This is a genomic window from Mesorhizobium sp. WSM4828, assembly GCF_055811175.1.
The window spans coordinates 1-26,326 of record NZ_JBVVQK010000033.1 but is presented as its reverse complement, the minus strand read 5'-3'; the positions used below and the strand labels follow the sequence as shown (position 1 = coordinate 26,326).

The following is a 26,326-nucleotide window of genomic DNA, read 5'->3' as shown; positions in this document are numbered from 1 at the left end:
TTCCGACTTTTTGTGTTACATGAGCCAAACATGCCGGTGACACAACGTCGATTTATGGCGCAAACGCCCCAAATCACTGAAAGGTGAATTTCTCAATCCGGACCAGAGCGATCTGGGGCAGGCGGTCGCAATGTTGCGATTTGCCGGTCCTGGCCTTTCCGGTGAGTTCATCGTTGTGTGGCTAAGGACCGGTCACCCCGGTCGCACGAGTTCGGGCCGGCACGATGCCGGTACCACAACAAGGAGTTCAGGGCGTAATGGCAACGATCACCCCGCAGAAGAAGTCCACCGCAGCGCGCCACGGTTTCAAGACCGGCGAGTACATCGTCTATCCGGCGCATGGTGTCGGCCAGATCGTCTCGATCGATGAGCAGGAAGTCGCGGGCCACAAGCTGGAGCTGTTCGTCATCGACTTCCAGAAGGATAAGATGCGCCTCAAGGTGCCGGTCGCCAAGGCGACCTCGATCGGCATGCGCAAGCTGTCGGAAGAGGATTATGTCGAGCGCGCGCTGAAGGTCGTGCAGGGCCGCGCCCGCGTCAAGCGCACAATGTGGTCGCGCCGCGCCCAGGAATATGATGCCAAGATCAACTCCGGCGATCTGATCTCGATCTCGGAAGTTGTGCGCGACCTTTACCGCGCCGACAACCAGCCGGAGCAGTCCTATTCCGAACGCCAGCTCTACGAGGCGGCGCTTGACCGCATGGCCCGCGAGATTGCGGCCGTCAACCGCATGTCGGAGACCGAAGCGGTGCGCCTCATCGAGGTGAACCTCAACAAGGGCCCGAAGCGCGGCGCCAAGGCCGACAACGAGGAAGCTGAGCAGGAAGAAGCTGCCTGATTTTTTCTCGCCTTCGAATTCAGAAAGACCCGGCCTCGCGCCGGGTTTTTTTGGGGTTGGACGACTTGAACCCATAGGGCCAAGCAGGTCGATCTATCCCTGTGAATTGCAAGCGCCGCGCTGCCCCTCATCCGCCTGCCGGCACCTTCTCCCCGTATAGTGACGGGGAGAAGGAACTTGTCGCGACCCTCTGCACCATTTCATGCAACGCCGGAGATTGGCGAAATCCTTTGCGAAGGCGTCTTTCTCCCCGTCACTATACGGGGAGAAATGCCCGGCAGGGCAATGAGGGGCGGCGCAAGCCTGCGAAACCTAAGCGCTCCCGCCGCCCTCCCTTTCCGCCTCGTGCTTCAGCGTGGCGATAAACCGCTTGGTCCGCTGGCGTTCCGGGTTGCTGAACAGCACCGCAGCTGGGCCTTGTTCGACGATGTTGCCGGCATCGAGGAACACCACTTCCCGCGCGATCTTCGAGGCGAGCCGCAGATCATGCGTCGCCATCACCATGGTCGTGCCCTCGCTGGCGAGCTTGCCGAGCACGTCGACCACTTCCTGCGCCAGTTCCGGATCGAGTGCAGAGGTCGGCTCGTCGCAGAGCAGGACTTTCGGCGAAGGCGCCAGCGCCCGGGCAATCGCCACGCGCTGCTGCTGGCCGCCTGACAGCGTCGCCGGCCAGGCATCGGCCTTGTGCGCCATGCCGACCTTTTCGAGCAGGGCCAGCGCCCGTTCGCGCGCCCTCTCCCTGGGCCATTTCAGCACCGTCACCAGTCCCTCCATGATGTTCTCGATCGCAGTGCGATGCGGAAACAACTGGAAATTCTGGAACACCATGCCGGTCTGCAGCCGCAGCCGCTGGATATCCCTGGTCGAGACCCTGCCGCCGGGGTGGAATTCGAGTGCATCGTCGCCGATCCGCACCGTGCCTGAAGTCGGCAGCTCGAGCAGGTTGATGCAGCGCAAAAGCGTGCTTTTCCCGCCGCCCGAGGGTCCGACGAGCGCCGTGACGCTGCCTTCCTCGATGGTGACGGTCACACCCTTCAGCACCAAATTGTCGCCGAAACGCTTTTCGATGTTGGTGAGGCCGATCATGCGCGCGCCTCCAGGAAGCCGCCATAACGGTTGAGCCGCGTTTCCAGCCGCGCCTGCAAGGCCGACAGCACGGAGCTCATGACCAGGTAGAGGGCCGCCGCCTCGACATAGAGGATCAGCGGCTCGTAGGTGGTTGCGACGATGCGCTGCGCTGCCTGGAACATCTCCGGCACGGTGATGGCGGCGGCGAGCGAAGTGTCCTTGACCAGCGAGATGAACGTGTTGGACAGCGGCGGCACGGCGACACGCCCCGCCTGTGGAAGAATGGTGCGCCGCATTGCCTGGGCCCAGGTCATGCCGATCGAATAGGCCGCTTCCCACTGGCCCTTCGGCACCGAACCGATGACGGCGCGGATGATTTCCGACGAATAGGCACCGATGTTCAAGGTGAAGCCGATCAGTGCTGCCGGAAAGGCGTCGAGCAGGATGCCGACCGATGGCAGGCCGTAGAAAATAAGGAACAGTTGCACGAGAAGCGGCGTGCCGCGGAAGATCCAGACGTAGAAGCGGACCACGGCGACCAGCGGTTTGGGACCGAACAGCCGGACAAGTGCCACGACTAGGCCGAGGACAAGACCGAATGCAAACGACAGCAGCGTCAACGGCACCGTGAAGATCAGTGCAGCCCACAGCAGCGTAGGCAGGGATTCCAGCATCAATTGCAGCCAGTGCGGCACGAAGGCTCCTCCTTGCCAGATTGCCGTCGCTCATATCACGCGAAAGCGGCGGGCCGTCAAAAGACAGCTCGCCGCGATATGAACGACGCGGGCCGGCGTTCGGCCCACACGAGAAAGCCGTTTTACTTCGAAACGTCCTGGCCGAAATAGGTGTCGGCGATTTTCTGGTAGGTGCCGTCGGCCTTGATGTCGGCCAGCGCCTTATTGATGGCGGCCACCAGTTCCGGATCGCCCTTGCGCACGATGACGCCGGAATAGTCGGCGTTTTCTTCCTGCGCGGCAATCTTCACATTGGCGTCTGGCTTGTGCTTCTTGAAGTCGAGGAAGGACAGGCTGTCGTTGATGGTGGCGTCGGCGCGGCCGGCGAGAAGCAGCTGGATCGACTGGTCGAAGCCGTCGGTGCCGACGAGTTCGGCGCCGTTGGTTTCAGCCAGCTTGCCGAAATTCGAAGTCAGCGACTGCGCCGCCTTCTTGCCCTTGAGGTCGGCGAAGCTCTTGATATCGGTGTTGTCGCCACGCACGATCAGCACTGCCTTGGAGGCGATGTAGGGATCGGAAAAGTCGTATTTGGCCTTGCGCGCCTCGGTGATGCCGACCTCGTTGATCACGGCATCGTAACGGTTGGCGTCGAGACCGGCGATCAGCCCGTCCCATTTGCCTTCGAGGAACTGGGCTTTGACGCCGAGGCGCTCGGCGATGGCCCGCGCGATCTCGACGTCGAAGCCGACCAGCGCGCCGGAAGCATCATGATAGGTGAAGGGCGCATAGGTTCCTTCCGTGCCGACCTTGAAGACGCCGGACTGCTTGATCTGGTCGAGATTGGCGCCGGTATGACCGGCGGCGATGGCCAGAACCTGCAGCGTCCCGGCGATAATGAGCGATTTGAGCCATTTCATTTTTCTGTGATCCCGTCCTTGGCCGATGTCCGGCGTCATTGCGAGTGCCGGAAAATGACAGATGCGCGATGCCAGAATAAGAAACTACATTTCAAAAATCTCGCGCCCTTGAAATCCCATTCTCAACCAGCATCTCCCGGCGCCATCCAGCTGAGTCAAGGCCGGTGGCGAATCGCCTGGAACAGCGCAATCGACATGACAGTCCGGGGGAACATTCCCCCGCATGGCACGTTCTTCGCTGTTGTAGGGCGCGGCGCCGCCATTTCAACCATCGGCGCCAACTCACGATTCGATCGCACCGCAACGCCTGAAGCAGGAGCGCGGCATGATGGAAGACAGTGCAGGACGGACCATGGTTCGCGCGGCGATGAAAGCCCCTTATCTGGAACGTGACGAAGAGCATCTCCTGGCGCTGCGCTGGAAGGAAAATAATGACCAGCACGCGCTGCACCGCATCACCGTCGCGCATATGCGGCTGGTCATTTCCATGGCGTCGCGGTTTCGCCACTACGGCCTTCCGCTGGGCGACCTGATCCAAGAAGGCCATGTCGGGCTGCTGGAGGCAGCGGCCCGTTTCGAGCCGGAGCGCGAGGTGCGGTTCTCGACCTATGCGACCTGGTGGATCCGGGCCTCGATGCAGGACTACATCCTGCGCAACTGGTCGATCGTGCGCGGCGGCACCAGCTCGGCGCAAAAGGCGCTGTTCTTCAACCTGCGGCGCCTGCGCGCCCGCCTGGCAAACGGCGCCGAGCAGACGTCGAATGCCACGCTCTACCGCGAAGTGTCGGCGGCTCTCGGAGTTTCCGAGGCCGATGTGGCGATGATGGATTCCCGCCTTTCAGCACCCGACAGTTCGCTCAATACGCCGCTTGCCGACGACGCGGGCGCAACCGAGCGGATGGAGTTCCTGGTTTCGGATGACCCACTGCCCGATGAGGTCGTCGGCGATACGATCGACGTCGAACGCCGCTCGGTGTGGCTGAGGACGGCACTCGGCGCGCTCAATGCGCGCGAGCTCAGGATTATCGAAGAGCGCCGGCTAAGCGACGAGGGCGCGACGCTCGAAGCGCTCGGCGAGACGCTCGGCATCTCCAAGGAACGTGTCCGCCAGATCGAGGCGCGCGCCATGGAAAAGCTCAAGGCGGCGCTGGTGAAGCAGAATCCGGAATTTCTCGCAGCCTGAATCGCGTCGGCTGCTATTTGTCGGTGACGATCTTGACCTTGTCGCCGGCTGAAACCGCGGCACCCGGCGACAGCGCGTTCAGTACCCTGAACAAATCCAGCTTGCGGTCGACGCCGACCATCTGTGCGGCCAGCGAGCCCATTGTCTGGCCGGGCTGCACCGTGACGATGCGGATACGCAGCGGCTTCAGCGCTGCCTTCTCGGCAGCACTCAGGATGCGGAACGAGCCGCTGACCGAGCGCGCCACCGTGCTCAGCGAGGTGCTGGCTGACGGTGCAGCGGTCAGCAAGCGGTAGACCTGGCCGCCGGCGCGGATCACCGCAATGTCGAATTGCCAGCCATCGGCGCTGGCATGCGCGGTTGCCGCTTCGTTGCCGTTGATCGTTTCCTGGCGAACGCTGCTGTCGTCGAGGCCGGCGACCCAGCCGCTGCGGATGTAGTCGGTCAGCGAGCGGTCCTTGTCGATCGACACGCCGTCAAAGCGGATTGCCATGTCGCCCGGGCCTGTCGCCGTCACCGCCGCCGCCGAATTGTCGATGATGAAGCCGTTAGGCACCGAGAACGACACGCCGAGGCCAGGATGCAGGAAGGTTTCACCGCGCACATAGCCTTCCTCCGGCGTGTCGCCGTAAAGCAGCCCGTCTACGCCGGCAAGAAATGAATCGCGGTCGCGCGACCCGACACCGGGCGCGCCGAACTGGCGGGCGTGGCGCTGCGCGAGATCGATACGCTGCGGCGTGTTGGGGTGCGTCGCCAGGAAGTCGAGGCTGGCGTCGGTGGCGCCGCTGATCGAGCGGAAATCGGTATAGGCCGACATCGACTGCAGGAAGCGGCCGGCGGCGTAGGGATCGAAACCGGCTTCGCCGATCGACTTGATGCCGATGGCATCGGCCTCCAGCTCTTGATTGCGCGAGAACTGGGCCAGCCTCAGCTTGCCGCGGATCAGCGCCGCCTTGGCCGTCGGGTTGTCGCCGAGCACGTCAGAAACGACCTTGGTCGCCAACCCCTCTTCGGCCTCCAACTGCTGGCGCTGCAGGCCGTGGTTGGCCGTAACGTGGCCCATTTCATGCGCAATGACGGCGGCAAGCTCGGCTGAATCATTGGCCAACGCCAGCAGGCCGCGGGTGATGTAGAGATAGCCGCCCGGCAGCGCGAAGGCATTGACGTTGGGCGAGTTGAGGATGGTGATGCGGTAGGTCTGGGTCGGGTTGGCCGACACCACGGTCAGTCTGCCGACGATCTTGGCCACCATGCGCTCGAGCTTGGGGTCGGAATACTCACCGCCATAGGTGGCAAGGATGCGCGGGTGCTGCGCCTTCGCCAGTTGGGCGAGCTTGCTGTTGGCGGCGACATTGTCGACCGTGATCGGCTTGTCGGAGGGCTGGAAGCCCGATTCCTGCACGTCGGGAGGCGTGAACATCTGGCAGCTTGCCAGCGCCAAGGCAAGACCGGCCAGCGCCAGAAAGCGCGCCAGCGGTTTCACTCTCCGATTGTCGATGCCGGTCGGCAGATCGGCTTCCTTTCAAGTCCTGGGACGTGATCGCGAAAATCGGGCGCGATTTCCGGAAAGCATCACGCGCAAAATCAAGTGCTACGGCGTCCTTCGTGCGTCCGACAGATACGAGGCAGCAAGGCCAAATCACGGTCTAGGCCGGACCAGCTCCTGGGGACCTAGCCACACTACCTCGACCATGGCAAGCAAGCGCCGCTTCGCCTTCCGCCGGTTTGACCATAAATTATGTCCGCTTCCGGGCAACATCTCGTGATCCAGCCGCAAACGGACCCGAGCCGATATAGCGTCGGAATGCCTCCGGTCCAGCCCCGACGAAAAAATCGGCGGCGGTGCCCGTCGCGGCAACCGTGCCACCATCCAGGAAAACCATGTTTTGGCCGATGCGGCGCGCATCGTCCGGCTGGTGCGTGACGAACAGCACCGTCATGCGCTGCTCCGAATGGACGTCGGCCACCAGGTCGAGCATGTCGTCGCGCAGTGCCGGTCCGAGCGAAGCGAACGGCTCATCGAGCAACAGCACCGGCCGGTCGCGCACCAGGACCCGGGCGAGCGCGACGCGCTGCCGCTCGCCGCCGGAGAGTTCGCTCGGCAGCCGGCTTTCCTTGCCGGCAAGGCCGACGCGCTTCAGCGCTGCGGCGATTGCGGCGCGGTCAGCCTCGCTCAGCCTGAGCGAAGGCGAGCGGCCGAGCCCAACATTCTGCCCGACGGACAGATGGGCAAACAGGTTGTTTTCCTGGAACACCATCGATACCGGCCGCGCTGAAGGCGGCGCAGTGCTGACGTCGGCGCCGCCGATCAGCACGCGGCCCGACCGCGGCGTCTCGAAACCGGCCGCCAGATTGAGCAGCGTCGACTTTCCCGACCCGCTCGGCCCCATGATGGCGGTGATCTCCGACGCCGGGAAATCGACATCGAACATGAGCGGCGTTTCACCATAGCTGAACGAGACGTTGTCGAGCCGCACCGCCGCGCCTTTTTCCACCGAAATCGACCGTTCCGGGCTGATCGGCATCATGATTTCTCCCTCTTTCCCAGCCAGTCCGCGGTCAGCACCAGCGCCAGGCAGACAAGGCCGAGCAGCAGCGCCAGCCCGGCCGCATCCTCGGTGCGGTAACTGCCCATGCGCGCCAGCAGCAGATAGGGTAAGGTCTGCACGGAATCGCTGCCGAACAGCGCAATGACGCCGAGATCGCCGAGCGACAGCGCCATGGCGAAAGCGAATCCGGTGGCGAGCGGCCGCCGCAGCGACGGCCAGTCGACCAGCCGCAACCGGTTCCAGCCCGAGATACCAAGCTGTGCACAGAGCCGTTCGTGGCGTTCGCTCGCCGCGTCATAGGCAGGGCGGATGGCGCGGATGGCGAACGGCATCGCCATCACCGCATTGACCGCAACCACCATGACAGGGGCGATCGCAAAGACATCGCTGACGGCGCGCAAGAGCAGGAACCAGCCGGCGCCGATGACGATGGGCGGCACCACCAGGACGAACCCCGCACCGGTGTCGGCCAGATGTTCGAGCAGTGTCCGCCGGCCTGTCCGCCGGGTGAGCGCCAGCGCCCGGCGCGCCATGACCAGCGACAGCGACAATGCCACAGAGAGCAGCGCCGACAAGAGGGAGAGTCCAGCACTGGTCGCCGTCGCTTGCCGCACCGCGCTCTCGCCGGCCAGTCGACCGAGATCGGCGCCAAGCCCGGCTGCCAGCGTCGCCGCCATCGGCCCGGCGACAAACAGCAATGCCAGCCCGATCACCAGCGCGTTCAGCACGGTCTCGGCCGCACCGGCTGAAAAATACCGGCGCGGCGCCACCGGCAGATTGGCGTCGCCGGTCACATTGGCGCCGAGCCGTGTCAGTGCCAGCACGACCACGAAGGTCAGCGCAATTTGCAACAAGGTCAGCGTCACCGCCCGCGCCGGGTCGAAGTCGAAACGCAGCGCCTGGTAGATGGCAACCTCCAGCGTCGTCGCGCTGGGTCCGCCGCCGAGCGTAAGCACGATGGTGAAAGAGGTGATGCACAGCATGAAAACGAGCCCGGCGATGCCCGGCAGGGCCGCACGCAGCGGCGGCCATTCGATCAGCCGAAAGGCCGGCGCAGCGCCCATGCCAAGCTGGCTCGCCAGCCGCCATTGGTTGGCCGGCACGGTCTGCAATGCTTCCAGGAACAGCCGCGTTGCCAGCGGCAGGTTGAAGAAGACATGGGCAACGAGGATGCCCGACAGGCCGTAGATGCCGGGCCAGCTCTGGCCGCCTAGCGCGCCCAGCGTGCCGGCAAAATACCCGGCACGGCCGTAGAGCGCCAGGACACCGAGTGCGGCAACAATGGCCGGCAGCGCCAGCGGCAGGGCGAAAAGCTGCAGGATAAAGCCTCGCCCGAGAAACTGTGGATGCCGCGACAGGGCGCGCGCGACGAACAGCGCCGGTGCAACGGAGAGCAGGGTCGAAAGGACTGCCTGCCAGAGCGTGAAACGGGCGACGCGCAAGAGATAGGAATCGAAAGCGGCGCCGGCGCCGGACGGGTCGCGCATGGCTTGCAGGATGAGACCTGCGAACGCCCCGCCGATCAGCAGCGCGATGGCTGCGAGCGCGACGATACCGGCAGTGACGCGGGAGTCCACTGATGACGCGCGTTGCACGCTACACCGCCCGATTCGAGATTCTTAGCGAGGACAGCGTTCCTTCGCGCCCCCCTCTGTCCTGCCGGACATCTCCCCCACGAGGGGGGAGATCGGCTGTCACTTCGGCCTTAGCCAATTTCCAACGTTGCAGGACTGAGCGAGACGCCGAAGCTGCCAATCTCCCCCCTCGTGGGGGAGATGTCCGGCAGGACAGAGGGGGGCGCCGTAGAGTGACCACCTTGATCAGCTCGCCACGACTACTTGCTCATCGCCGCAAGCCACTCATCGACCCAGGCCTTGCGGTTGGCCGCGACTTCCTCCGGGCTGAACAGCAAGGTCTTGGTCGGTTTGACAAGCTTGTCGAACGCCGGATTGAGCGGCTTGTCGGTCTTGCCGGCCGGGAACATCCAGTTGGTTTCGGGAATGACATCCTGGAATTTCGGTCCGGTCATGAAGGCAATGAACTTTTCCGCCAGCGGGTTCTTCGCGCCCTTGGTGGTGATCCCCGCAACCTCGATCTGCAGATATTCGCCCTCCTCGAAGGACGCTGCCTGGTAGCGCTCGGTGTTTTCGGCGACCATGTGGTAGGCCGGCGAGGTGGTGTAGGACAGCACCATCGGCACCTCGCCCTTGGTGAACAGGCCGTAGGCCTCGCTCCAGCCTGGCGTCACCGTCAGCACCTTCGCCTTGAGCTTGGCCCAGGCTTCGGGCGCCTTGTCGCCATAGACCGACTTGACCCACAACAGCAGGCCAAGGCCCGGCGTAGAGGTGCGCGGATCCTGGATGACGATCTTGTCGCCGGCATTGCCCTCGACCAATTCCCTGAGGCTTTTCGGCGGGCTCTTCAGTTTTTCGGTATCGTAGACGACGGCGAAATAGCCATAGTCGAACGGCACGAAAATATCGTCGCTCCAGGCTCCCGGGACGCTGACGCCCGACACGGCGCCGTGTGGCGAAAACAGGCCGGTTGCCTTGGCGTCGGCGGTCAAATTGGTATCGAGGCCAAGCACGATATCGGCCTTGGTCGCGGCGCCTTCCAGCTTCACACGATTGAGCAGCGCTACGCCGTCGGCGACCGAGACGAATTCAACGACGCAGCTGCATTCGGCCTCGAAGGCCTTCGTCACAGCGGGTCCCGGACCCCAATCGGCGGTGAAGCTTTCATAGGTATAGACGGTCAGCTTATCCTGTGCCGATGCCTGCCCTGGCAGGGCGAGCGCGGATGCCGCAAGCAGGATAATCGAGACAACAGAGTGAAAAAAACCGCGCATCGGCGCCTCCTTCGTTCGCGTTGAAAGGAATTGAGGCGTCGGGCTGTCCGAAACGTCTAATCCCTCCGCCGGTACAAACCGGATCAGGTTCAGCGGGTTGGCAGTCTTGCCTCTCAGCCGGTCCGCGAAAATCGCGTCCGGCACCCCGTTAGAGCGTTGCGACACATAGGCCCGGCCGAAGTGCTGCGCAAGCGGAAGTTTGCCGGACATCCAAAGCCCAGCCTTCTGCCGTTTCATCTTCCGTTTCCGGGGCAGGGCTGGTAAGGGCCACGAGATATGAGCAAATTCACCATCCTGCTTGGCGGCGATCTCATCCGCACGCCGCTGCTCGACCGCCAGGTCGAAGGCTCGCGCGTCATCGCCGCGGATGCCGGCATCGGCCATGCGCGCATGCTGGGCCTCAGGCCGGAACTCTGGATCGGCGATTTCGATTCGGTGCCTGCCGATTTGCCGGAGGATCTGGCCGCCGTGCCACGGCAGGTGTTTCCCGCCGAAAAAGACAAGACCGACGGTGAACTCGCTATCGCCGCCGCACTCGAATGCGGTGCGACCAGCCTTGTGCTCGCAGGCGCCTTCGGCGGCAAACGCACCGACCACATCTTCCTGCATCTGGCGCTGAGCGTCCGGCTGGCGGAAGGCGGGACGGAAGTGCTTTTGACCAGCGGCGCGCAGGAAGGCATTCCCTTGCTGCCGGGAAAGACTGACTTCGACTATGCCGACGGCACGCTGTTTTCGGTGCTCGGCTTCTCCGATCTCGCCGGCCTGAGCGTCACCGGTGCCAAATGGCCGCTCGACCATGTCGAGGTCGCGTTCGGCTCGTCGCTGACCATTTCCAACGAGGTCAGGGGCCGGCTGGAAATCGCGCTGGCCAGCGGCCGCGCGCTGCTGCTCGCGCATCCTTTTCCCCTACCCGAAAGCTGACATGGCGCCGCCACTTCTCAATCTCGACGGGATAAAGCTGACCTTCGGCGGCACGCCGCTGCTAGACGGTGCCGCCCTGACGGCCTCAGCTGGCGACAAGATCGCCCTGGTCGGCCGCAACGGCTCTGGCAAGTCGACGCTCCTCAAGATTGCCGCCGGGCTGATCGAACCGCAGGACGGCGAAGTCTTCCGCCAGCCTTCGGCGACCGTGCGCTACTTGCCGCAAATTCCCGACATGGACGGCTTTGCGACCGTCCGCGCCTATGTCGAGGCAGGGCTCGGACCCGCCGACGATCCCTACCGCGCCACCTATCTGATGGAGCATCTCGGCCTGACCGGCGAGGAGCGGCCGAACGACCTCTCCGGCGGCGAGGCGCGGCGCGCCGCCCTCGCCCGCGTCATGGCGCCGGAGCCCGACATTCTCCTCCTCGATGAGCCGACCAATCATCTTGACCTTTCGGTTATCGAATGGCTGGAGGAGGAGCTTGCCCGCACCTCCTCGGCACTGGTCGTCATCTCGCATGACCGTCGTTTTCTCGAGCGCGTGTCGCGCGCCACAATCTGGCTCGACCGCGGCCAGACCCGCCGTCTCGACAAGGGCTTTGCCTTTTTCGAGGAATGGCGCGACACGGTGCTGGAGGAGGAAGAGCGCGAGCAGCACAAGCTCGGTCGCCAGATCGTGCGCGAGGAGCACTGGCTGCGCTATGGCGTGACAGCACGGCGCAAGCGCAACATGCGCCGGCTCGGTGAGTTGCAGACCATGCGCCAGCGCTTTCGTGGTCATCGCGGCGCCGAGGGTGCGGCGACGATGACAGCCAGCGACGCCGCCGAATCCGGCAAGCTGGTGATCGAAGCCAAGAACATCGAGAAGAGCTTTGGCGATCTGACTGTGGTCAAGGGATTCTCGACCCGCATCCAGCGCGGCGATCGCGTCGGCCTGGTCGGGCCGAACGGCGCCGGCAAGACGACGCTGTTGAAGATGCTGACCGGCGAATTGAAGCCGGACGCAGGTACGGTGCGGCTCGGAACCAATCTGGAGATCGCCACGCTCGACCAGAAGCGCGAGGCCGTCGATCCGCAGGAGACACTGGCGCAGTATCTCACCGACGGTCGCGGCGAGAACCTCGTCATCAATGGCGAGCAGCGCCACGTCGTCTCTTACATGAAGGACTTCCTGTTCAAGCCGGAACAGGCGCGCACGCCGGTGCGCGAGCTTTCGGGCGGCGAGCGGGCCCGGCTGATTCTCGCCCGCGTTTTGGCACGGCCGGCAAACCTGCTTGTGCTCGACGAGCCGACCAACGACCTCGACATGGAGACGCTGGAACTGCTGCAGGAACTGGTCGCCGGCTTTGCCGGCACGGTGATCCTGGTCAGCCACGATCGCGATTTCCTCGACCGCACCGTGACCAGCATTATTGCGCCGGATGGTGACGGCCGCTGGATCGAATATGCCGGCGGCTATTCCGACATGCTGGCGCAGCGCGGCGGCACCAGGCTGGATGACCGCAAGGCGCGGCCGAAGGTAGAGACCAGCGAGGCGATGGCTGCAAGCAGGACCAACGCGGCCGCTCCCAAGGGCCCGGCCAAGAAACTGTCGTTCAAGCAGAAATTCGCGCTGGAAACCTTACCCAAAAAGATCGAAGCGGTGTCGGCCTCGATCTCGCGGCTGGAGAACAACATCGCCGATCCGGCCTATTACGAGCGCGACCCGGCCTCGTTCCAGAAGACGATTGCCGCGCTCGACAAGGAGCGCGTCACACTGGCAGCGCTCGAGGAGGAATGGCTGGAACTCGAGATGCTAAGGGAAGAGATGGAGAGGTAATTCGCGAGTTCGAGCACCTTGTCATTGCGACTAGACAGAAATGCGCATATATTATGCGCATGCTGTGGAGGTGATCATGCGCAAGATAGCTGTGAATGCGGTCCGTCAGCCGGCAAATCTGTCTATCGACTCAAAGCTCATGAAGGAAGCCAAGGGGCTCGATGTGAATGTCTCGCGCGCCGCTGAAGCCGGCATCGCAGAGGCAGTGGCCGCCGAAAAGACGCGGCTGTGGAAGCTTGAGAACCGCGCGACGATAGATGCGTGGAACGAATATGTCGAAAAACACGGTATTCCGCTGGCAGAACATCGGCAATTCTGATGGCGCGCTACGACGTCTTCGCGGGTAGCATCGAAGGCGGCTATCTCCTCGACGTCCAGGCCGATCTGCTCGACCATTTCAAGACCCGGGTGGTCGTCCCGCTTCTGCCGGCTGCGATGGCGCCGTCACCAATGCGAAAGCTCCACCCCATTTTCGAGATCAATGGTCGGAAGTTGGTCATGGCCACCCATTTGATCGCCACCGTTGCGGCGACGGAACTGGGCGAGAGCCGACTGAATCTGACGAGGCATCACGACGACATCGTGAGCGCGCTCGACATGCTGTTCCAAGGCTTCTGAGCCAGAGAGGCGTTGGGCTGGTGAGCCGGCCTCACCCCGCCGTCTTTGTCTGCCAGGCCTTCAGCGCCTCGTCGAACACCTTCTCGCCGGGAATCCCCTTTTCCATGGTGAGCAGCGCCCGCCGCCCGGTCTTGTAGACGACCGGGACGTCGATCCAGTCCTGGCCTCTGAGCAAGGTCAGATTGGCGTCTTCATCCGCTTTGGTGTCGTTGAGCGCAACCAGGAAGAAACCGTCGGCGATCTTGGCCGGGATGCCTATCAACGGGCTGCCGGCATCCTGCTCGGAGCCCTTCATGGCGACACGCAGGATGTTATCGACGCCGCCGCCCTCGAAGCCCTCAGGCGTCAGGAAGATCATCTCGATAATGTGGCTTGCCGGCAGCGTCTGGTCGGTGTTGCGACGGATCGTCATGCGCAGCTGGATATCCTTGCCTGGAATAGTCGCCTCGGCACGGATCGCCGGCTCTGGCGGCAGGTCGCCGCCGGGCGATTCCTGCACCAGTGACCAGACGATGTTGCCGGGCTCGGCCGAGCCTTGAGCGGTGCTGGTGCGCTCCTCGTAGAAGATCGCCTTCTGGCCGACGGCCAACGTGGCTTGCGGCGGAACTGCCGTCGGTGCCGCTGCCGGTGCGGGCGGTGGGGCGGCCGTTGCAGGCGCTGCTGCCCCGTTCGCTGGCGGCGTTGCGGGAGTTGGTGCAGCGGCCCCATCGACCGCTGGAGGATTGGCCGTGGCTTGCGTGTCGGCGGGCGCGGCCGGTGCCGGCGCGGCGGGTGCCGGGGTGGTCGGCGTTTGCGCGGCCGGCGGCGGCGTGGTCAGTGCGGCCACGGATTCGCCTTCGCCGATGCCCGCCTGCCCGGCCGCCGGGCCGGGGTCGACTTCGTGGCCCTCGGGCGTCAGGCGCTGCGTGAACTTCGCGCCTTCGCCGGCCTCCGTCGGCGGTGCCGCGGCCGGTACGGCCGCATCGGCCACCGGCTTGGCCGGGGCTGGTTTCACCAGCGGTTCGGTGGCGACGGCTTTGGTCTCGTCGAGGCCGAGCATGCTGCCGAACGCATCCTTGTTCAGCCAGATGCCATAGCCGCCACCGGCAATGACCAGCAAGGCAATGGCGGCGGCGATCACGCCGCCATAGCTGCGCCTGCGCTCGGCGGGATGGAGCCGCTGGAACCTGTCCTCCGCGGGGCTGCCGTCGTTGGAAAAGTCGTCGCCCCGAAAAACGCCGTCTTGGTCCTCGGCCGTCGGAATATCTATATTGGGCGGCGGCGGACCAGCGCGCACCTGAGAAAGAGCGACGGGCTGCGGCTTTTGCCAGTTCGGCGCCGCCTTGGCGGGCGTAGGCTGCCAGGCTGGCCCAGCCTTTGCTGGCTCCGTCTTTGCCGGCTCGGTCTTTGCCGGCTGCCGGACATGGCTGGACTGGTTCTTGTTGCGGTCGATGGAGGAGAAGATGTCCTCCAGTTCCGCCAGCGGGTCGGGTGGCGGCGCAGGCTTGGCGAAGTCCCGCTCGACTTTGGCGATGGCGTCTTCCAGCACACGCATCTGCCGGTCGACATCGGAAGGCGTCATCGTAGCCTTCTCTGCGAGTTGTTTCGCGATTGACGAACGGGCCTTGTCATAGACCCTGGCGCGCACTTCCGCCGACGGCTCACCGAGTTTATCGAGCGCCTTTTTCAGAATGGGAACAAAATCTACCATACGTCAGTCGACCTGCATTTGTTTCTGGGCCGGCCCCCGCAAATCAGCGCAATGCCCGGAAAGGCTGAGAAACTAGTCTTGAAACGGATCGGTCACAAGTATCGTGTCGTCCCGTTCAGGGCTGGTGGAAAGGAGTGCGACCGGCGCGCCGATCAGCTCTTCGATGTAGCGGACGTACTTTACCGCCTGGGCCGGCAGGTCGTTCCAGCTGCGCGCGCCGGCGGTGGTGCCTTTCCACCCTTCCAGCGTCTCGTAAACCGGTTCGACGCGCGCCTGCGCGCCTTGGCTGGCCGGCAGGTAATCGATCGCCTCGCCGTCGAGGCGGTAGCCGGTACAGACCTTGATCTCGTCCAGCCCATCGAGCACATCGAGCTTGGTCAGCGCAATGCCCTTGATGCCGTTGACGGCGACGGCCTGGCGGACCAGCACGGCGTCGAACCAGCCGCAGCGGCGCTTACGGCCGGTGACGACGCCGAATTCATGGCCGCGCGTGCCCAGGAACTCGCCGATCTCGTTCTTCTGCTCGGTCGGAAACGGGCCTTCGCCGACGCGCGTCGTATAGGCTTTGGTGATGCCGAGCACATAGCCGATGGCGCCCGGGCCGACACCCGACCCGGCGGCGGCCTGACCGGCAACCGTATTGGACGAGGTGACGAATGGGTAGGTGCCGTGGTCGATATCGAGCAGCGTGCCTTGCGCGCCCTCGAACAGGATGCGCTCACCGGCGCGGCGCTTGTCGTCGAGGATTTTCCAGACGCGGTCCATATAGGGCAGGATCTCGTCGGCGACCGAAATCAGCTCGCTCATGATCGCCTCATGCGTGACCTCGGCATGGCCGAGCCCACGGCGCAGCGCATTGTGGTGCGTCAGCAGCCTGTCGACCTTTAAGGGCAGCGTTTCCAAATCCGCCAAATCCATCACCCTGACCGCGCGCCGGCCCACCTTGTCTTCATAGGCGGGACCGATGCCGCGACGGGTCGTGCCGATCTTCGTTCCGGAATTGGAAGCGGCGTCCTCGCGAAATCCGTCCAGCTCTCGGTGCAAGGACAGGATAAGCGCGGTGTTTTCGGCTATTTTCAGGCGGTCCGGCGTCACCTCCACGCCCTGCGCTTTCAATTTCGCAACCTCCGCGACGAAAGCGTGCGGATCGAAGACGACGCCATTGCCGATGATGGACAGCTTGCCTTGCCGCACCACGCCGGACGGCAGCAGCGACAGCTTGTAGACCTTGCCGTCGACGACCAGCGTGTGGCCGGCATTGTGGCCGCCCTGGAAGCGCACGACAACATCGGCGCGCTCCGACAGCCAGTCTACGATCTTGCCTTTGCCCTCATCGCCCCATTGCGAGCCGACGACCACCACATTGGCCATATTTCTTTTCCCTTGAGACGCCGCACGAGCAGCTTGAAACAATTCGAAACGATAGGCCTCTATCGCATCGGCCCCCAAAAACGGAATCGATTTGGGAAAGCACGACGCGAGGATTAAAGCCTTCCGACGCGTAGCGTCCAATTGCACGCACGTCGCTCTATAGCGTCAAGACCCGGCGAGCGCGACCATTCTTTGCCGCCGAAAACGCTCCGAGGCACAACAATTTTCGCCTTTGACATCATTTACTTGCGCGAGCTGCCGCAATAGGCCCGCAACGACCGCGCATTTCTCTCCGCCTGGCCGGGAGTTCACGATGCATCGAGCCGCCTACCTATTCCTGCTGTCCACCACCTTGCTGTGGGGCGGCAACTCCGTGGCCGGCAAGCTGGCGGTCGACCACATTTCGCCGATGACGCTGGTCTTCCTGCGTTGGATCCTGGCCGTTCTGATCCTGCTGCCGATCGGCTGGCGGACGCTGCATGAGGACTGGCCGGTGGTGCGTAGGCACTGGTTGCTGCTTGGCGGGCTCGGCGCTTGCGGCTTCGCCTTTTTCAATGTGATCTTCTACACGGCGCTCAACTACACGACGGCGATCAACGTCTCGATCGAGCAGGCGGCGATCCCGATCGTCATCATCATCGCCAATTTTGTGCTGTTTCGCCTGCGCGTCAATGGCGTGCAGGTCATCGGCGTCGTGCTGACCATCATTGGCGTAGCGGTGACGGCGAGCCATGGCGACCTGCGCCAGCTTCTCAAGCTGGATCTCAACTTCGGCGACGCGATCATGCTGGTCGCCGTGCTTTGCTACTCCTTTTATTCGGTGGGGTTGCGGCTGAAGCCGGTCATCCGCTGGCAGAGCCTGATGCTGGCGCTATCGGTTGCCGCACTCATCACATCGCTGCCTTTCTTCCTGTGGGAGATTGCCGCCGGCAAGGTCATCGTCCCCGATGCCCGCGGCTGGGCGGTCGCGTTCTATACCGCCATCGGTGCTTCGGTCATCTCGCAAATCTTCTATATCAGAGGCAACGAGCTGATCGGCGCCAACCGGGCCGGCCTGTTTATCAATCTGGTGCCGATCTTCGGTACGCTGCTGTCGGTGGTGATTGTCGGTGAGACATTCCAGCTCTATCAGGCGCTGGCTCTCGCGCTGGTGCTCGGTGGCATCAGCCTCGCCGAATACAGCGGACGGATGATGGCGGCATCTGCTGCTGAATGAAGTCGTTTGCCGCGACGTTTCCCTGCGAATCCATCAGCGACCGCGGAAGCGCCCCGCGTGCTGCTGCACACGGGGCGACCGAATTTCAGGCCGCGCCGACGTCGAAATGCAGCCGCTTGGCCGAGTCGATCGACTTGTGCGAGCGCACCTGCGCCAACACGTTTTCCGGGAACGGCGCGTCGAGATAGAGCAATGCAATGGCATCGCCACCCGGCCGGTTGCGGCCGAGCTGGAAGTTGGCGATGTTGACGCCGTTCTCGCCGCAAACCGTGCCGAGCAGACCGATGATCCCAGGCGCGTCGGCATTGGTCGTGTAGAGCATGTGCTGACCGACCTCGGCGTCGAGGTTGATGCCCTTGATCTGGATAAAGCGCGGCTTGCCGTCCGAGAAGCAGGTGCCGGCGATCGAGCGCGTCCTGTGCTCGGTCTTGACCGTCAGCTTGATATAGCCGTCGAACACGCCCGACTTGTCGCGCTTGACCTCGGCGACGATGATGCCGCGTTCCTTCACCATGATCGGCGCCGACACCATATTGACGTCGGAGACCTGCGGCCGGATCAGCCCGGCAAGGGTGGCACTGATCAGCGCGCGCGTGTTCATCGTCGCGGTCGAGCCGTCGAACAGTATCTCGACCTCCTTGATCGGATCCTCGGTGACCTGTCCGACAAAGGCGCCGAGCACTTCGGCAAGCTTGACGAAAGGTTTCAGCCGCGGCGCCTCTTCGGCGGTGATCGACGGCATGTTGATGGCGTTGGAAACGGCGCCCTTGATCAGATAGTCGGACATCTGCTCGGCGACATGCAGGGCGACATTCTCCTGCGCTTCGGTGGTCGACGCGCCGAGATGCGGCGTCGCCACGACATTCTCCATGCCGAACAGTTCATTATACTCCGCCGGTTCGACCTCGAACACGTCGATGCCGGCGCCTGCCACCTTGCCGCTTTTCAGTGCCGCGATCAGGTCGGCCTCGACGACCAGCCCGCCACGCGCGCAATTGATGATGCGCACACCGGTCTTCATCTTGGCGATCGCCGCGGCGTCGATGATGTTGCGCGTCTTGTCGGTAAGCGGTGTGTGCAGCGTGATGAAATCGGCGCGGGCGAACAGTTCGTCGAGCTCGACCTTTTCGACGCCGAGCTCCTCGGCGCGGCTGTCCGACAGGAATGGATCGAAGGCGATGACATGCATCTTCAGGCCGACGCCGCGCGCGGCCACGATCGAGCCGATATTGCCGCAGCCGATGATGCCCAGCGTTTTGCCGGTGATCTCGACACCCATGAAGCGGTTCTTTTCCCATTTGCCGGCATGGGTCGAGGCGTTGGCCTCCGGTATCTGGCGGGCCAGCGCGAAGATCATGGCGATCGCATGCTCGGCGGTGGTGATCGAATTGCCGAAGGGCGTGTTCATCACGATGATGCCCTTGCGGCTCGCCGCCGGTATGTCGATATTGTCGACGCCGATGCCTGCGCGACCCACGACCTTCAGCCTGGTCGCGGCGTTGATCAGCTTCTCCGTGACCTTTGTCGCCGAGCGGATGGCCAGCCCATCATACTGGCCGATCACTTCGAGCAGTTTTTCCTTGTCCTTGCCGATATCCGGCAAATAGTCGACCTCGATGCCGCGATCCCTGAATATCTGCACGGCGGTGGTGGAAAGTTTGTCTGAGACGAGAACGCGGGGCATTGGCGTGATCCTTTGCAATTGGCGTCCCTCCCCCTTGAGGGGAGGGTCGGCGCGAAGCGCCGGGGTGGGGTCGGTACGGCCGGATGCGGCCTAATCTTCTTAAGAGATGTCGAGTCAGGCGGAGGCGACCCCACCCGGCCCTTCGGGCCACCCTCCCCTCGAGGGGGAGGGATCAGGCGGCCGCCTTCAGCGACGCCTTTTGCGCGGCAAAGGCCCAGTCGAGCCAGGGCAGCAGCGCTTCGAGATCGGAGGTCTCGACTGTCGCGCCGCACCAGATGCGCAGCCCGGGCGGTGCATCGCGGTAGGCGCCGATGTCATAGGCGACGCCTTCCTTGTCGAGCGCCGAGACAATTGCCTTGGCGAACGCAGCCTGTCCGTCGGCGTCGAGTGCAGCGACTTGCCGGTCGGTGAAGGAAAGGCAGACCGATGTGTTCGAACGCGTCGCCGGATCGACGGCAAGATGGCCGAGCCAGGAAGATTTCCCGACAAAGTGATCGAGAACAGCGGCGTTGGCATCCGCTCTGGTGACCAGAGCGTCGAGACCGCCGATCGACTTCGCCCAACGCAGTGCGTCGAGATAGTCCTCGACGCACAGCATCGACGGCGTGTTGATGGTCTCGCCCTTGAAGATGCCTTCGATCAGCTTGCCGCCCGAGGTGAGACGGAAGATCTTCGGCAGTGGCCAGGCCGGCTTGTAGCTTTCCAGCCGTTCGACGGCGCGTGGGCCGAGGATCAGCATGCCGTGCGCGCCCTCACCGCCCAAGACCTTCTGCCAGGAGAAGGTGACGACGTCGAGTTTCCGAAAATCGAGCTTTTGCGCAAAGGCCGCCGAAGTGGCGTCGCAGATGGTCAGGCCCTTGCGGGCGGTCGGGATGAAATCGCCATTCGGCACGCGCACGCCCGACGTCGTGCCGTTCCAGGTGAAGACCACGTCGCGGTCGAAGTCGATTTTGGTCAGGTCGGGCAGTGCGCCGTAGTCGGCCTCTAACCTGCGCACATCGGCGAGCCTCAGCTGCTTGACCACATCGGTGACCCAGCCGGAGCCGAAGCTCTCCCAGGCGACCATGTCGACGCCGCGTTCGCCGAGCAGCGACCACAGCGCCATTTCGACCGCGCCGGTATCCGAGGCCGGCACGATGCCGATGCGGTAATCCGCCGGAACCTGGAGGATTTCCCGGGTCAGCTCGATCGCTTGTTCGAGCTTGGTCTTGCCGATCTTGGCGCGGTGCGAGCGCCCGAGCGCGGCATTTTTGAGCGCCTCGACCGACCAGCCGGGGCGTTTTGCACATGGACCTGAGGAAAAATTGGGATTTGCCGGACGGAATCCGGGCTTCGTATGCGTGGTCATCGTGGTCTATCCTTCCAGATAGTGGCCCCTCGTTGGGGAGGGGTGGCCCACGGATGGCGATATGCGTTCAGGCTTTCGGCGTCAAGGGGAAAGTTTTTGTCGCTGTCGGGATATTGCCGGGCGAAACGCAAACGGCGGGCCTACGACCCGCCATTGTCCACGCCTCGACTTCGGCCGGGCCTACCAGAGATCGTACCGTAGTCCGACTTTGACTTGATGATTGTTGATTCCTTTGCGGATCGGAAAAGAAGTCAGGCTCTCGGCAGTCACATATTCGGCGTCTGGCGCGGAAAAATACTGATAGCCCAGATCGACTGAGACGTTCTTGGACACCTGGTAGGCAAGGCCGGCATTCAGCGTGTAGGCGAAGGAATATTGGGTCTTGTCGTCACGCAGGACGAAATCGTCGGCGGGGTTGGCGTTGTCGGTGAAGTAGCTCGCCGAGAGGCGACGCTTGCTCTGAACGACACCGACACCAGCGCCGAGATAAGGTGTGATTCCGACATAGGTGCCAAGGTCGACATAGCCATTGAGTATGCCTGAGAAGGCATAGTTCTTCAGGGTCGCCGATGCCACGGTCGTTCCGTCGTTATAACCGACGTCGATCTTGTTGCCGGGAAGATAGCCGACATTGAGATCGGCGCGCAGATAGTCGTTGAAATGATAGCCGAAGCCAATGCTGGCGAAGATGGGATCTTCCTTTTCGTCGAAGCTCGCGGGCGTGAAGGCGAAATGCTCATCCTTGAAGCTCTTCTGCACCAGATAGGAGACATCGCCGCGCAGATACCATCCCGAGCCAACCTCGACCGGTACATAGTCGGGCGCCTGGTCGACATAGACCGGCGGTTCGTAATCGGCGCCAAGCGCCGGCGTCAGCGGCATCAGGACGACTGCTGCAAGCGCCAGTGCTACAGGCGATTTGGATGTCATGGTCCTCGGCTCCCGAACTTGGCGCATTCGCGATTGCGCGCGCCGTTTCAGACAGCATTGTTAACCATAGTGGTTAAGTGCGAGTTAAGGATAACAAGGCGTTAGCAATTGATTTGATCCGTTTTCAGTCCTCGAGCTGGACAGCGTTACAGAGCAACGCAGCATCCTTAGGCAGCCAAACGAAACCGCCCGGCATCAGCCGGGCGGTCGACAAAATCCTCGATTTCGAAGCGACTACTTCGTGTAGACCGGCTCCGGTTCCGGAACATAGGGTTCCGGTTCGACGCAGTCCGATCTGCCGAACTGATAGCGCAGGCCGCCGCGCACCTCATGAACATTGATGCCGTCGTCATAACCGGGGCCGACGCCGCTGCCGAAGTCGAACATCTTCCCACCGTTTATATGGCTGTAGCGGTAGCCGACGTCGAGCTTGACGCGATCGGTCAAACAGTAGGATGCACCAATCATGGCAGCATAGGCAAAACGCCAGCCCTTGCCGCCGTGGTGGAAGAATTCACCGTCTTCATCACTGTTGTGGAGTGTATCCCACTTAACCCAGGCGCCGCCGATGCCGGCACCGACATAGGGCGTGATACCGTGCCATGTGCCGATATCGACATAGGCGTTGGCGAGCAGCAGCAGCGCCGTATAGGACGAGGTGTCGACCGAAGTACAGGGATCCCCATCGAGGCAGATGCCGCTGGTCGAGCCGCGGAAAGTGGATTTGCTCATCCAGTCCGCGGTCAAGTCGGTGCGGAAGTGCCGGTCGATTTGATAGCCGACGCCGGCACCGGCCGAGAAGGCACTCTTCAGCTTGCCGCTGTCAAAAGTGCCGGTTCCGGGAGGCGGTCCGTAGGTGATGTAGTCGGCGCCGCGAAACTTCGACCAGTGATAGTCGATGTCGCCACGGATATACCAGCCGCCAAAGTCGGCCGGCTGCTCGTAGGCGATCGGCGGCGGCGCCTCCTCGACTACGGGCGGCTCGACGAAATCGGCGGCGAATGCCGGCCCGGCGCCGGCAAACAGCGCGGCCAGGAGAGCCATTCTTGCTGTGTTGAACATGCTTATCACCCCTGAGAACCCTCGAACGGCGAACGCGCCCGAAATGTGATTGACCTCAGTTGTGGATAATGAATCGGAAAGGTTAAAAGGCGTTTAACCGTATTGATTAACCACGAATCTCTAAAATTCGAGCAATCTGGCGGCCGTTGCTGCAGGCGGTGCTGGCCGTGACCCAATAAAAAGCCCGTCGGCAAGGCGGGCTTTTGAACCGATGTTGGAGGGAGTTCAGGCGGCGCTGCGCGTTTCCGAAATGACCTCGACAATGTCGTTGACGACGGACTCGACAAGCTGCGGGTCGTCGCCCTCCGCCATGACGCGAATGAGCGGCTCCGTGCCGGACGGCCGGATGACCAGGCGCCCGGCCTTGCCGAGGCGATTGCGCGCATCTTCGATCGCCGCCTTGACCGGCGCCTCCTCCAGCGGCTTGCCGCCGGAAATATGCACATTCTTCAAAAGCTGCGGCACTGGCTCGAATTTCTTCGACAGTTCGCTGACCGGCCGGTTATGCCGCTTGATGCAGGCGAGCACCTGGAGCGCCGAGACGAGGCCGTCGCCGGTGGTCGAGAAATCGGACAGCACGATGTGGCCCGACTGTTCGCCGCCGACATTGAGTCCATGGGCGCGCATGTGCTCGACGACATAGCGGTCGCCGACCTTGGTGCGATGCAACTGCAGGTTCATGTCGCTAAGGAAGCGTTCGAGGCCGAGATTGGACATCACCGTCGAGACGACGCCGCCGCCGGCCAGCCGCCCGCTCTGGTGCCAGGACTCGGCAATCAGCGCCATGATCTGGTCGCCATCGACGATCGCGCCGTTCTCGTCGACGATGACGACGCGGTCGGCATCGCCGTCGAGCGCAATGCCGATATCGGCGCGCACCTCGTGCACCTTCTTTTGCAGGCCGGCCGGATGGGTCGAGCCGCATTCCTTGTTGATGTTGAAGCCGTTGGGCTCGACATTGATGGCAACGACCTCGGCGCCGAGTTCCCACAGCGCGTCGGGCGCCACCTTGTAGGCGGCGCCATTGGCGCAATCGACGACGATGCGCAGGCCTGACAGCGACATCGAGCGCGGCAGCGTGCGCTTGGCGAATTCGATATAGCGGTCATGCACGCCGTCGACGCGTTTGGCACGGCCGAGCCCATCGGAATCGGCGAGCGCCAATTCGATATCCTTGTCGAGCATTCCCTCGATACGCTCCTCGATCTCATCGGACAGCTTATAGCCATCGGGGCCGAACAGCTTGATGCCGTTGTCGTAATAGGGGTTGTGCGAGGCAGAGATCATCACGCCGATATCGGCGCGCAGCGAGCGCACCAGCATGGCAACAGCCGGCGTCGGGATCGGGCCGAGCAGGAAGACATCCATGCCGGCGGCGCACAGGCCGGATACCATCGCGTTCTCGATCATGTAGCCGGAAAGCCTGGTATCCTTGCCGAGCACGACGCGGTGGCGGTGGCTGCCGCGCTGGAACGAGAGGCCGGCGGCCATGCCGACCCGCATGGCGACCTCCGCCGTCATTGGAAACTTGTTGGCTCGCCCACGAATGCCGTCCGTACCGAAATAATGTCCTGCCATGTTCGCCAGCTTCCCGATGGTTCTTTCCGAGCATCTCATGCCATAAAATGGCCCAAGCCCCGTCATCACATTGTATGATTATGGAGGACCAATCCTTAGAAAATTGTTGTCTTGTGTGTTTTGCGTCACGCTAGTGCGTTGATTTTCAAGTTCCGAGCCCTTGTTGGGCAGCAGCATCAGAAACGTCAACTTAAACCTCATCTGGATCCTTTGGTCTGTGGCAGTGTGGCCTTGAACCCGAATCCGCATCGTGCTGCTCCAGACAGCGGTAGGCTCAGGTTCGCCGCACCCGCCGATTTGACTGGCTGTCATGCGACGCAGTGCCCTCGCTGGGAACCAGCCATATGCGCGCGCTTCGTGCAATGCACCCGGACGAACTTGGCTGGGAGACAGTCCCGGCAACGAATTCATCACCTTAAAGAAAAGAATGCACTTCTAAATTTGTCTCTACGCTAGTTAGCATCTGGCGCAACCAGCCGTTGAGCGCTATTGCTGCACTGGGACATATCATGAACCGCCGTAGGGAGAACAAGCATGCTCATCCATCGACTTGCCACTTTGACGGGTCTCGCCGTCGCGACCTTATTCCTGGCGGCGCCTGCCAATGCGCTGACCATGGCCGAGTGCAGCACCAAGTATAACGCGGCCAAGGATGCGGGAACGCTTGGCGGGCAGAACTGGAACCAGTTCCGCAAGGCCCAATGCGGCACCGATGCCACCGCCGCTACGACCGACACCGCGCCAGCCAAAGCCGCGGCCAAGGCCACTGACACGACCAAGGCAGCCGCCGGCGACGATGCGGCGCCAGGCCTGACGGCGAAGGAGTGCAGCACCAAGTACCAGGCGGCAAAAGCCGCCGGCACGCTGAACGGCATGAAATGGAACGATTTCCGCAAGACCCAGTGCGCCGCCGGCGCGACGGCAGCCGCACCCGCCGCCACGACCAAAGCAGCGGCGGCCAGCAGCGATGACGCGGCGCCTGGGCTGACGGCCAAGGAATGCAGCACCAAATACCAGGCCGCCAAGACTGCCGGCACGCTCAACGGCATGAAGTGGAACGACTTCCGCAAGACTGAATGCGCCGCCGGCGCAACTGCAGCGGCACAACCTGCCGCGGCACCTGCCAAGGCGACGACAGCTGCCGCGACCGATACCGGCAAAGGCCTCAGCATGGCGGATTGCAGCGCCAAGTATCAGGCTGCCAAGGCCGGCAACACGCTGAACGGCATGAAGTGGAACGACTTCCGCAAGAGCCAATGCGGCGCCGGCGCAGCCGACGACGACACCCTGCCGGCTCCCGATGCCAAGTACACCGGCGATCCGCAACCGCCGACCATCACCGCCCCCCAGGGCGTGAAATTCCCGACGGCGATCTCCAAGAAGTATGCAACCGAGACCCCGGCCAAGGGCCGCATGCACACCTGCCTCGACCTCTATTACGCCAACAAGGACGCCAACACGCTGGGCGGCCTCAGGTGGATCCAGAAGGGCGGCGGCTTCTATAGCCTCTGCAACGCCAAGCTGAAGAGCTGACCGGCGCCACCATCCGACGACATGAGCCCGCGAGCCGCAAGGTTCGCGGGCTTTTTTGTTGCTGCCGACTCCAAGGAGAGGCCCTGCGTTGCAAGGTGGCAGCGTCGATGACGCTGCTAATCTCCCCCCTCGTGGGGGAGATGCCCGGCAGGGCAGAGGGGGGCGCGAAGGATCGCAAACCTTTAATTTGTTTTCTCTGATTGGGATCAGATCAGTTGTGGCGTGGCTGCGATACGTTGGCAGGTCGGCGGGACAGCGCCCCCCTCTGTCCTGCCGGACATCTCCTCCACAAGGAGGGAGATTAGCCATCATGCCGGCCTTCGCCAATCGCCAACGTTGGCGCAAGGTTGCGGACAACTCCCTAATCGAAAGGTGCCTGAAACAAAAAAACCCGCCTTGGCGGGCGGGTCGTTGGAGCCAATTGGCACCATACCCAAATTAGTAGCATAGCTGCCGGCACAAAGCAAGAACAAAA

At 63.0% G+C, this 26,326-nt stretch carries 22 protein-coding genes and 1 riboswitch; of the genes, 8 read left to right on the top strand and 14 right to left on the bottom strand.

Annotated elements, in window-relative coordinates:
* The first annotated feature begins 257 nt into the window (after positions 1-257).
* Positions 258-839, top strand: a complete 582-nt coding sequence (locus AC0L2X_RS27505; protein ID WP_006327799.1) for a CarD family transcriptional regulator — start codon at positions 258-260, stop codon at positions 837-839.
* A 312-nt stretch (positions 840-1,151) separates the two neighbouring features.
* Here AC0L2X_RS27505 and AC0L2X_RS27500 read toward each other — a convergent pair whose 3' ends face one another.
* The 3 genes from AC0L2X_RS27500 to AC0L2X_RS27490 form a co-directional block, all read right to left on the bottom strand.
* On the bottom strand, positions 1,152-1,925 hold the full coding sequence (locus AC0L2X_RS27500; RefSeq protein ID WP_473561468.1) for an amino acid ABC transporter ATP-binding protein: 774 nt from the start codon (positions 1,923-1,925) through the stop codon (positions 1,152-1,154).
* The gene (locus tag AC0L2X_RS27495; RefSeq protein WP_023721020.1) at positions 1,922-2,602 is read right to left on the bottom strand and encodes an ABC transporter permease subunit; all 681 of its coding nucleotides are present in this window, start codon (positions 2,600-2,602) and stop codon (positions 1,922-1,924) included. The genes AC0L2X_RS27500 and AC0L2X_RS27495 overlap by 4 nt, the downstream gene beginning before the upstream one ends.
* Positions 2,603-2,724: 122 nt before the next feature.
* On the bottom strand, positions 2,725-3,498 hold the full coding sequence (locus AC0L2X_RS27490; RefSeq protein ID WP_473561466.1) for an amino acid ABC transporter substrate-binding protein: 774 nt from the start codon (positions 3,496-3,498) through the stop codon (positions 2,725-2,727).
* 325 nt (positions 3,499-3,823) lie between these two features.
* Here AC0L2X_RS27490 and AC0L2X_RS27485 point away from each other — a divergent pair, with 325 nt between their 5' ends.
* Positions 3,824-4,681 (top strand): RNA polymerase factor sigma-32, encoded by an 858-nt coding sequence (locus tag AC0L2X_RS27485; RefSeq protein WP_352489278.1) that lies wholly within the window; start codon positions 3,824-3,826, stop codon positions 4,679-4,681.
* Positions 4,682-4,694: 13 nt separating this feature from the next.
* Here AC0L2X_RS27485 and AC0L2X_RS27480 read toward each other — a convergent pair whose 3' ends face one another.
* The 4 genes from AC0L2X_RS27480 to thiB form a co-directional block, all read right to left on the bottom strand.
* On the bottom strand, positions 4,695-6,164 hold the full coding sequence (locus AC0L2X_RS27480; protein ID WP_473561463.1) for a M48 family metalloprotease: 1,470 nt from the start codon (positions 6,162-6,164) through the stop codon (positions 4,695-4,697).
* 253 nt (positions 6,165-6,417) lie between these two features.
* Positions 6,418-7,209: a thiamine ABC transporter ATP-binding protein gene (thiQ, locus tag AC0L2X_RS27475; protein ID WP_473561460.1), complete on the bottom strand. Its 792-nt coding sequence runs from the start codon at positions 7,207-7,209 to the stop codon at positions 6,418-6,420.
* The gene (gene thiP, locus AC0L2X_RS27470) at positions 7,206-8,807 is read right to left on the bottom strand and encodes a thiamine/thiamine pyrophosphate ABC transporter permease (RefSeq protein ID WP_473561459.1); all 1,602 of its coding nucleotides are present in this window, start codon (positions 8,805-8,807) and stop codon (positions 7,206-7,208) included. The genes thiQ and thiP overlap by 4 nt, the downstream gene beginning before the upstream one ends.
* A gap of 257 nt (positions 8,808-9,064) precedes the next feature.
* Positions 9,065-10,078 (bottom strand): thiamine ABC transporter substrate binding subunit, encoded by a 1,014-nt coding sequence (gene thiB, locus AC0L2X_RS27465; protein WP_473561458.1) that lies wholly within the window; start codon positions 10,076-10,078, stop codon positions 9,065-9,067.
* 43 nt (positions 10,079-10,121) lie between these two features.
* Positions 10,122-10,236, bottom strand: a riboswitch (TPP riboswitch).
* Between the two features lie 118 nt (positions 10,237-10,354).
* On the opposite strand from thiB, the gene AC0L2X_RS27460 reads away from it, so the two are divergent.
* From AC0L2X_RS27460 to AC0L2X_RS27445, 4 genes are all read left to right on the top strand, one after another.
* Positions 10,355-10,999 carry a thiamine diphosphokinase gene (locus AC0L2X_RS27460; protein WP_352564645.1) on the top strand — a complete coding sequence of 215 codons (645 nt, stop codon included), beginning with the start codon at positions 10,355-10,357 and terminating at the stop codon, positions 10,997-10,999.
* Position 11,000: 1 nt separating this feature from the next.
* A complete protein-coding gene (locus AC0L2X_RS27455; RefSeq protein WP_473561456.1) occupies positions 11,001-12,821 on the top strand; it encodes an ABC-F family ATP-binding cassette domain-containing protein in 1,821 nt (606 codons plus the stop codon).
* A 76-nt stretch (positions 12,822-12,897) separates the two neighbouring features.
* Entirely contained in the window at positions 12,898-13,140 is a 243-nt protein-coding gene (locus AC0L2X_RS27450) for a type II toxin-antitoxin system CcdA family antitoxin (protein ID WP_254816484.1), read from the top strand.
* Entirely contained in the window at positions 13,140-13,439 is a 300-nt protein-coding gene (locus AC0L2X_RS27445) for a CcdB family protein (protein WP_473561454.1), read from the top strand. Before AC0L2X_RS27450 ends, AC0L2X_RS27445 begins: the two co-directional genes overlap by 1 nt.
* 31 nt (positions 13,440-13,470) lie before the next feature.
* Here the strand turns inward: AC0L2X_RS27445 and AC0L2X_RS27440 are convergent, their stop codons facing one another.
* Positions 13,471-15,129, bottom strand: a complete 1,659-nt coding sequence (locus AC0L2X_RS27440; protein ID WP_473600695.1) for a hypothetical protein — start codon at positions 15,127-15,129, stop codon at positions 13,471-13,473.
* A 72-nt stretch (positions 15,130-15,201) separates the two neighbouring features.
* Entirely contained in the window at positions 15,202-16,500 is a 1,299-nt protein-coding gene (locus AC0L2X_RS27435) for an adenylosuccinate synthase (protein ID WP_023680654.1), read from the bottom strand.
* Between the two features lie 313 nt (positions 16,501-16,813).
* Here AC0L2X_RS27435 and AC0L2X_RS27430 point away from each other — a divergent pair, with 313 nt between their 5' ends.
* A complete protein-coding gene (locus tag AC0L2X_RS27430) occupies positions 16,814-17,716 on the top strand; it encodes a DMT family transporter (RefSeq protein ID WP_352489269.1) in 903 nt (300 codons plus the stop codon).
* Between the two features lie 85 nt (positions 17,717-17,801).
* Here AC0L2X_RS27430 and serA read toward each other — a convergent pair whose 3' ends face one another.
* From serA to glmM, 5 genes are all read right to left on the bottom strand, one after another.
* Positions 17,802-19,400, bottom strand: a complete 1,599-nt coding sequence (gene serA / locus AC0L2X_RS27425) for a phosphoglycerate dehydrogenase (RefSeq protein ID WP_473600694.1) — start codon at positions 19,398-19,400, stop codon at positions 17,802-17,804.
* A gap of 172 nt (positions 19,401-19,572) precedes the next feature.
* Positions 19,573-20,748 carry a phosphoserine transaminase gene (locus tag AC0L2X_RS27420; RefSeq protein WP_473600693.1) on the bottom strand — a complete coding sequence of 392 codons (1,176 nt, stop codon included), beginning with the start codon at positions 20,746-20,748 and terminating at the stop codon, positions 19,573-19,575.
* Between the two features lie 180 nt (positions 20,749-20,928).
* Positions 20,929-21,678 (bottom strand): outer membrane protein, encoded by a 750-nt coding sequence (locus AC0L2X_RS27415; RefSeq protein WP_473561450.1) that lies wholly within the window; start codon positions 21,676-21,678, stop codon positions 20,929-20,931.
* Between the two features lie 234 nt (positions 21,679-21,912).
* Complete coding sequence (locus tag AC0L2X_RS27410; protein ID WP_473600692.1) at positions 21,913-22,740, bottom strand: outer membrane protein; 828 nt, start codon at positions 22,738-22,740, stop codon at positions 21,913-21,915.
* 225 nt (positions 22,741-22,965) lie between these two features.
* Positions 22,966-24,318, bottom strand: coding sequence for a phosphoglucosamine mutase (gene glmM / locus AC0L2X_RS27405; protein WP_473600691.1), 1,353 nt, complete (start codon positions 24,316-24,318; stop codon positions 22,966-22,968).
* Between the two features lie 873 nt (positions 24,319-25,191).
* Here glmM and AC0L2X_RS27400 point away from each other — a divergent pair.
* Positions 25,192-25,851: a hypothetical protein gene (locus AC0L2X_RS27400; protein ID WP_473600712.1), complete on the top strand. Its 660-nt coding sequence runs from the start codon at positions 25,192-25,194 to the stop codon at positions 25,849-25,851.
* Positions 25,852-26,326: the final 475 nt, after the last annotated feature.

What these genes read in the sequence shown, in the direction of transcription:
- AC0L2X_RS27500 (WP_473561468.1), bottom strand. Translation starts at nt 1,925, where the DNA reads ATGATCGGCCTCACCAACATCGAAAAGCGTTTCGGCGACAATTTGGTG.
- AC0L2X_RS27410 (WP_473600692.1), bottom strand. Translation starts at nt 22,740, where the DNA reads ATGTTCAACACAGCAAGAATGGCTCTCCTGGCCGCGCTGTTTGCCGGC.
- AC0L2X_RS27445 (WP_473561454.1), top strand. Translation starts at nt 13,140, where the DNA reads ATGGCGCGCTACGACGTCTTCGCGGGTAGCATCGAAGGCGGCTATCTC.
- serA (WP_473600694.1), bottom strand. Translation starts at nt 19,400, where the DNA reads ATGCCCCGCGTTCTCGTCTCAGACAAACTTTCCACCACCGCCGTGCAG.
- AC0L2X_RS27430 (WP_352489269.1), top strand. Translation starts at nt 16,814, where the DNA reads ATGCATCGAGCCGCCTACCTATTCCTGCTGTCCACCACCTTGCTGTGG.
- AC0L2X_RS27505 (WP_006327799.1), top strand. Translation starts at nt 258, where the DNA reads ATGGCAACGATCACCCCGCAGAAGAAGTCCACCGCAGCGCGCCACGGT.
- AC0L2X_RS27420 (WP_473600693.1), bottom strand. Translation starts at nt 20,748, where the DNA reads ATGACCACGCATACGAAGCCCGGATTCCGTCCGGCAAATCCCAATTTT.
- AC0L2X_RS27455 (WP_473561456.1), top strand. Translation starts at nt 11,001, where the DNA reads ATGGCGCCGCCACTTCTCAATCTCGACGGGATAAAGCTGACCTTCGGC.
- AC0L2X_RS27460 (WP_352564645.1), top strand. Translation starts at nt 10,355, where the DNA reads ATGAGCAAATTCACCATCCTGCTTGGCGGCGATCTCATCCGCACGCCG.
- AC0L2X_RS27415 (WP_473561450.1), bottom strand. Translation starts at nt 21,678, where the DNA reads ATGACATCCAAATCGCCTGTAGCACTGGCGCTTGCAGCAGTCGTCCTG.
- AC0L2X_RS27490 (WP_473561466.1), bottom strand. Translation starts at nt 3,498, where the DNA reads ATGAAATGGCTCAAATCGCTCATTATCGCCGGGACGCTGCAGGTTCTG.
- AC0L2X_RS27400 (WP_473600712.1), top strand. Translation starts at nt 25,192, where the DNA reads ATGAAATGGAACGATTTCCGCAAGACCCAGTGCGCCGCCGGCGCGACG.
- glmM (WP_473600691.1), bottom strand. Translation starts at nt 24,318, where the DNA reads ATGGCAGGACATTATTTCGGTACGGACGGCATTCGTGGGCGAGCCAAC.
- AC0L2X_RS27440 (WP_473600695.1), bottom strand. Translation starts at nt 15,129, where the DNA reads ATGGTAGATTTTGTTCCCATTCTGAAAAAGGCGCTCGATAAACTCGGT.
- thiB (WP_473561458.1), bottom strand. Translation starts at nt 10,078, where the DNA reads ATGCGCGGTTTTTTTCACTCTGTTGTCTCGATTATCCTGCTTGCGGCA.
- AC0L2X_RS27485 (WP_352489278.1), top strand. Translation starts at nt 3,824, where the DNA reads ATGATGGAAGACAGTGCAGGACGGACCATGGTTCGCGCGGCGATGAAA.
- AC0L2X_RS27450 (WP_254816484.1), top strand. Translation starts at nt 12,898, where the DNA reads ATGCGCAAGATAGCTGTGAATGCGGTCCGTCAGCCGGCAAATCTGTCT.
- AC0L2X_RS27435 (WP_023680654.1), bottom strand. Translation starts at nt 16,500, where the DNA reads ATGGCCAATGTGGTGGTCGTCGGCTCGCAATGGGGCGATGAGGGCAAA.
- thiQ (WP_473561460.1), bottom strand. Translation starts at nt 7,209, where the DNA reads ATGATGCCGATCAGCCCGGAACGGTCGATTTCGGTGGAAAAAGGCGCG.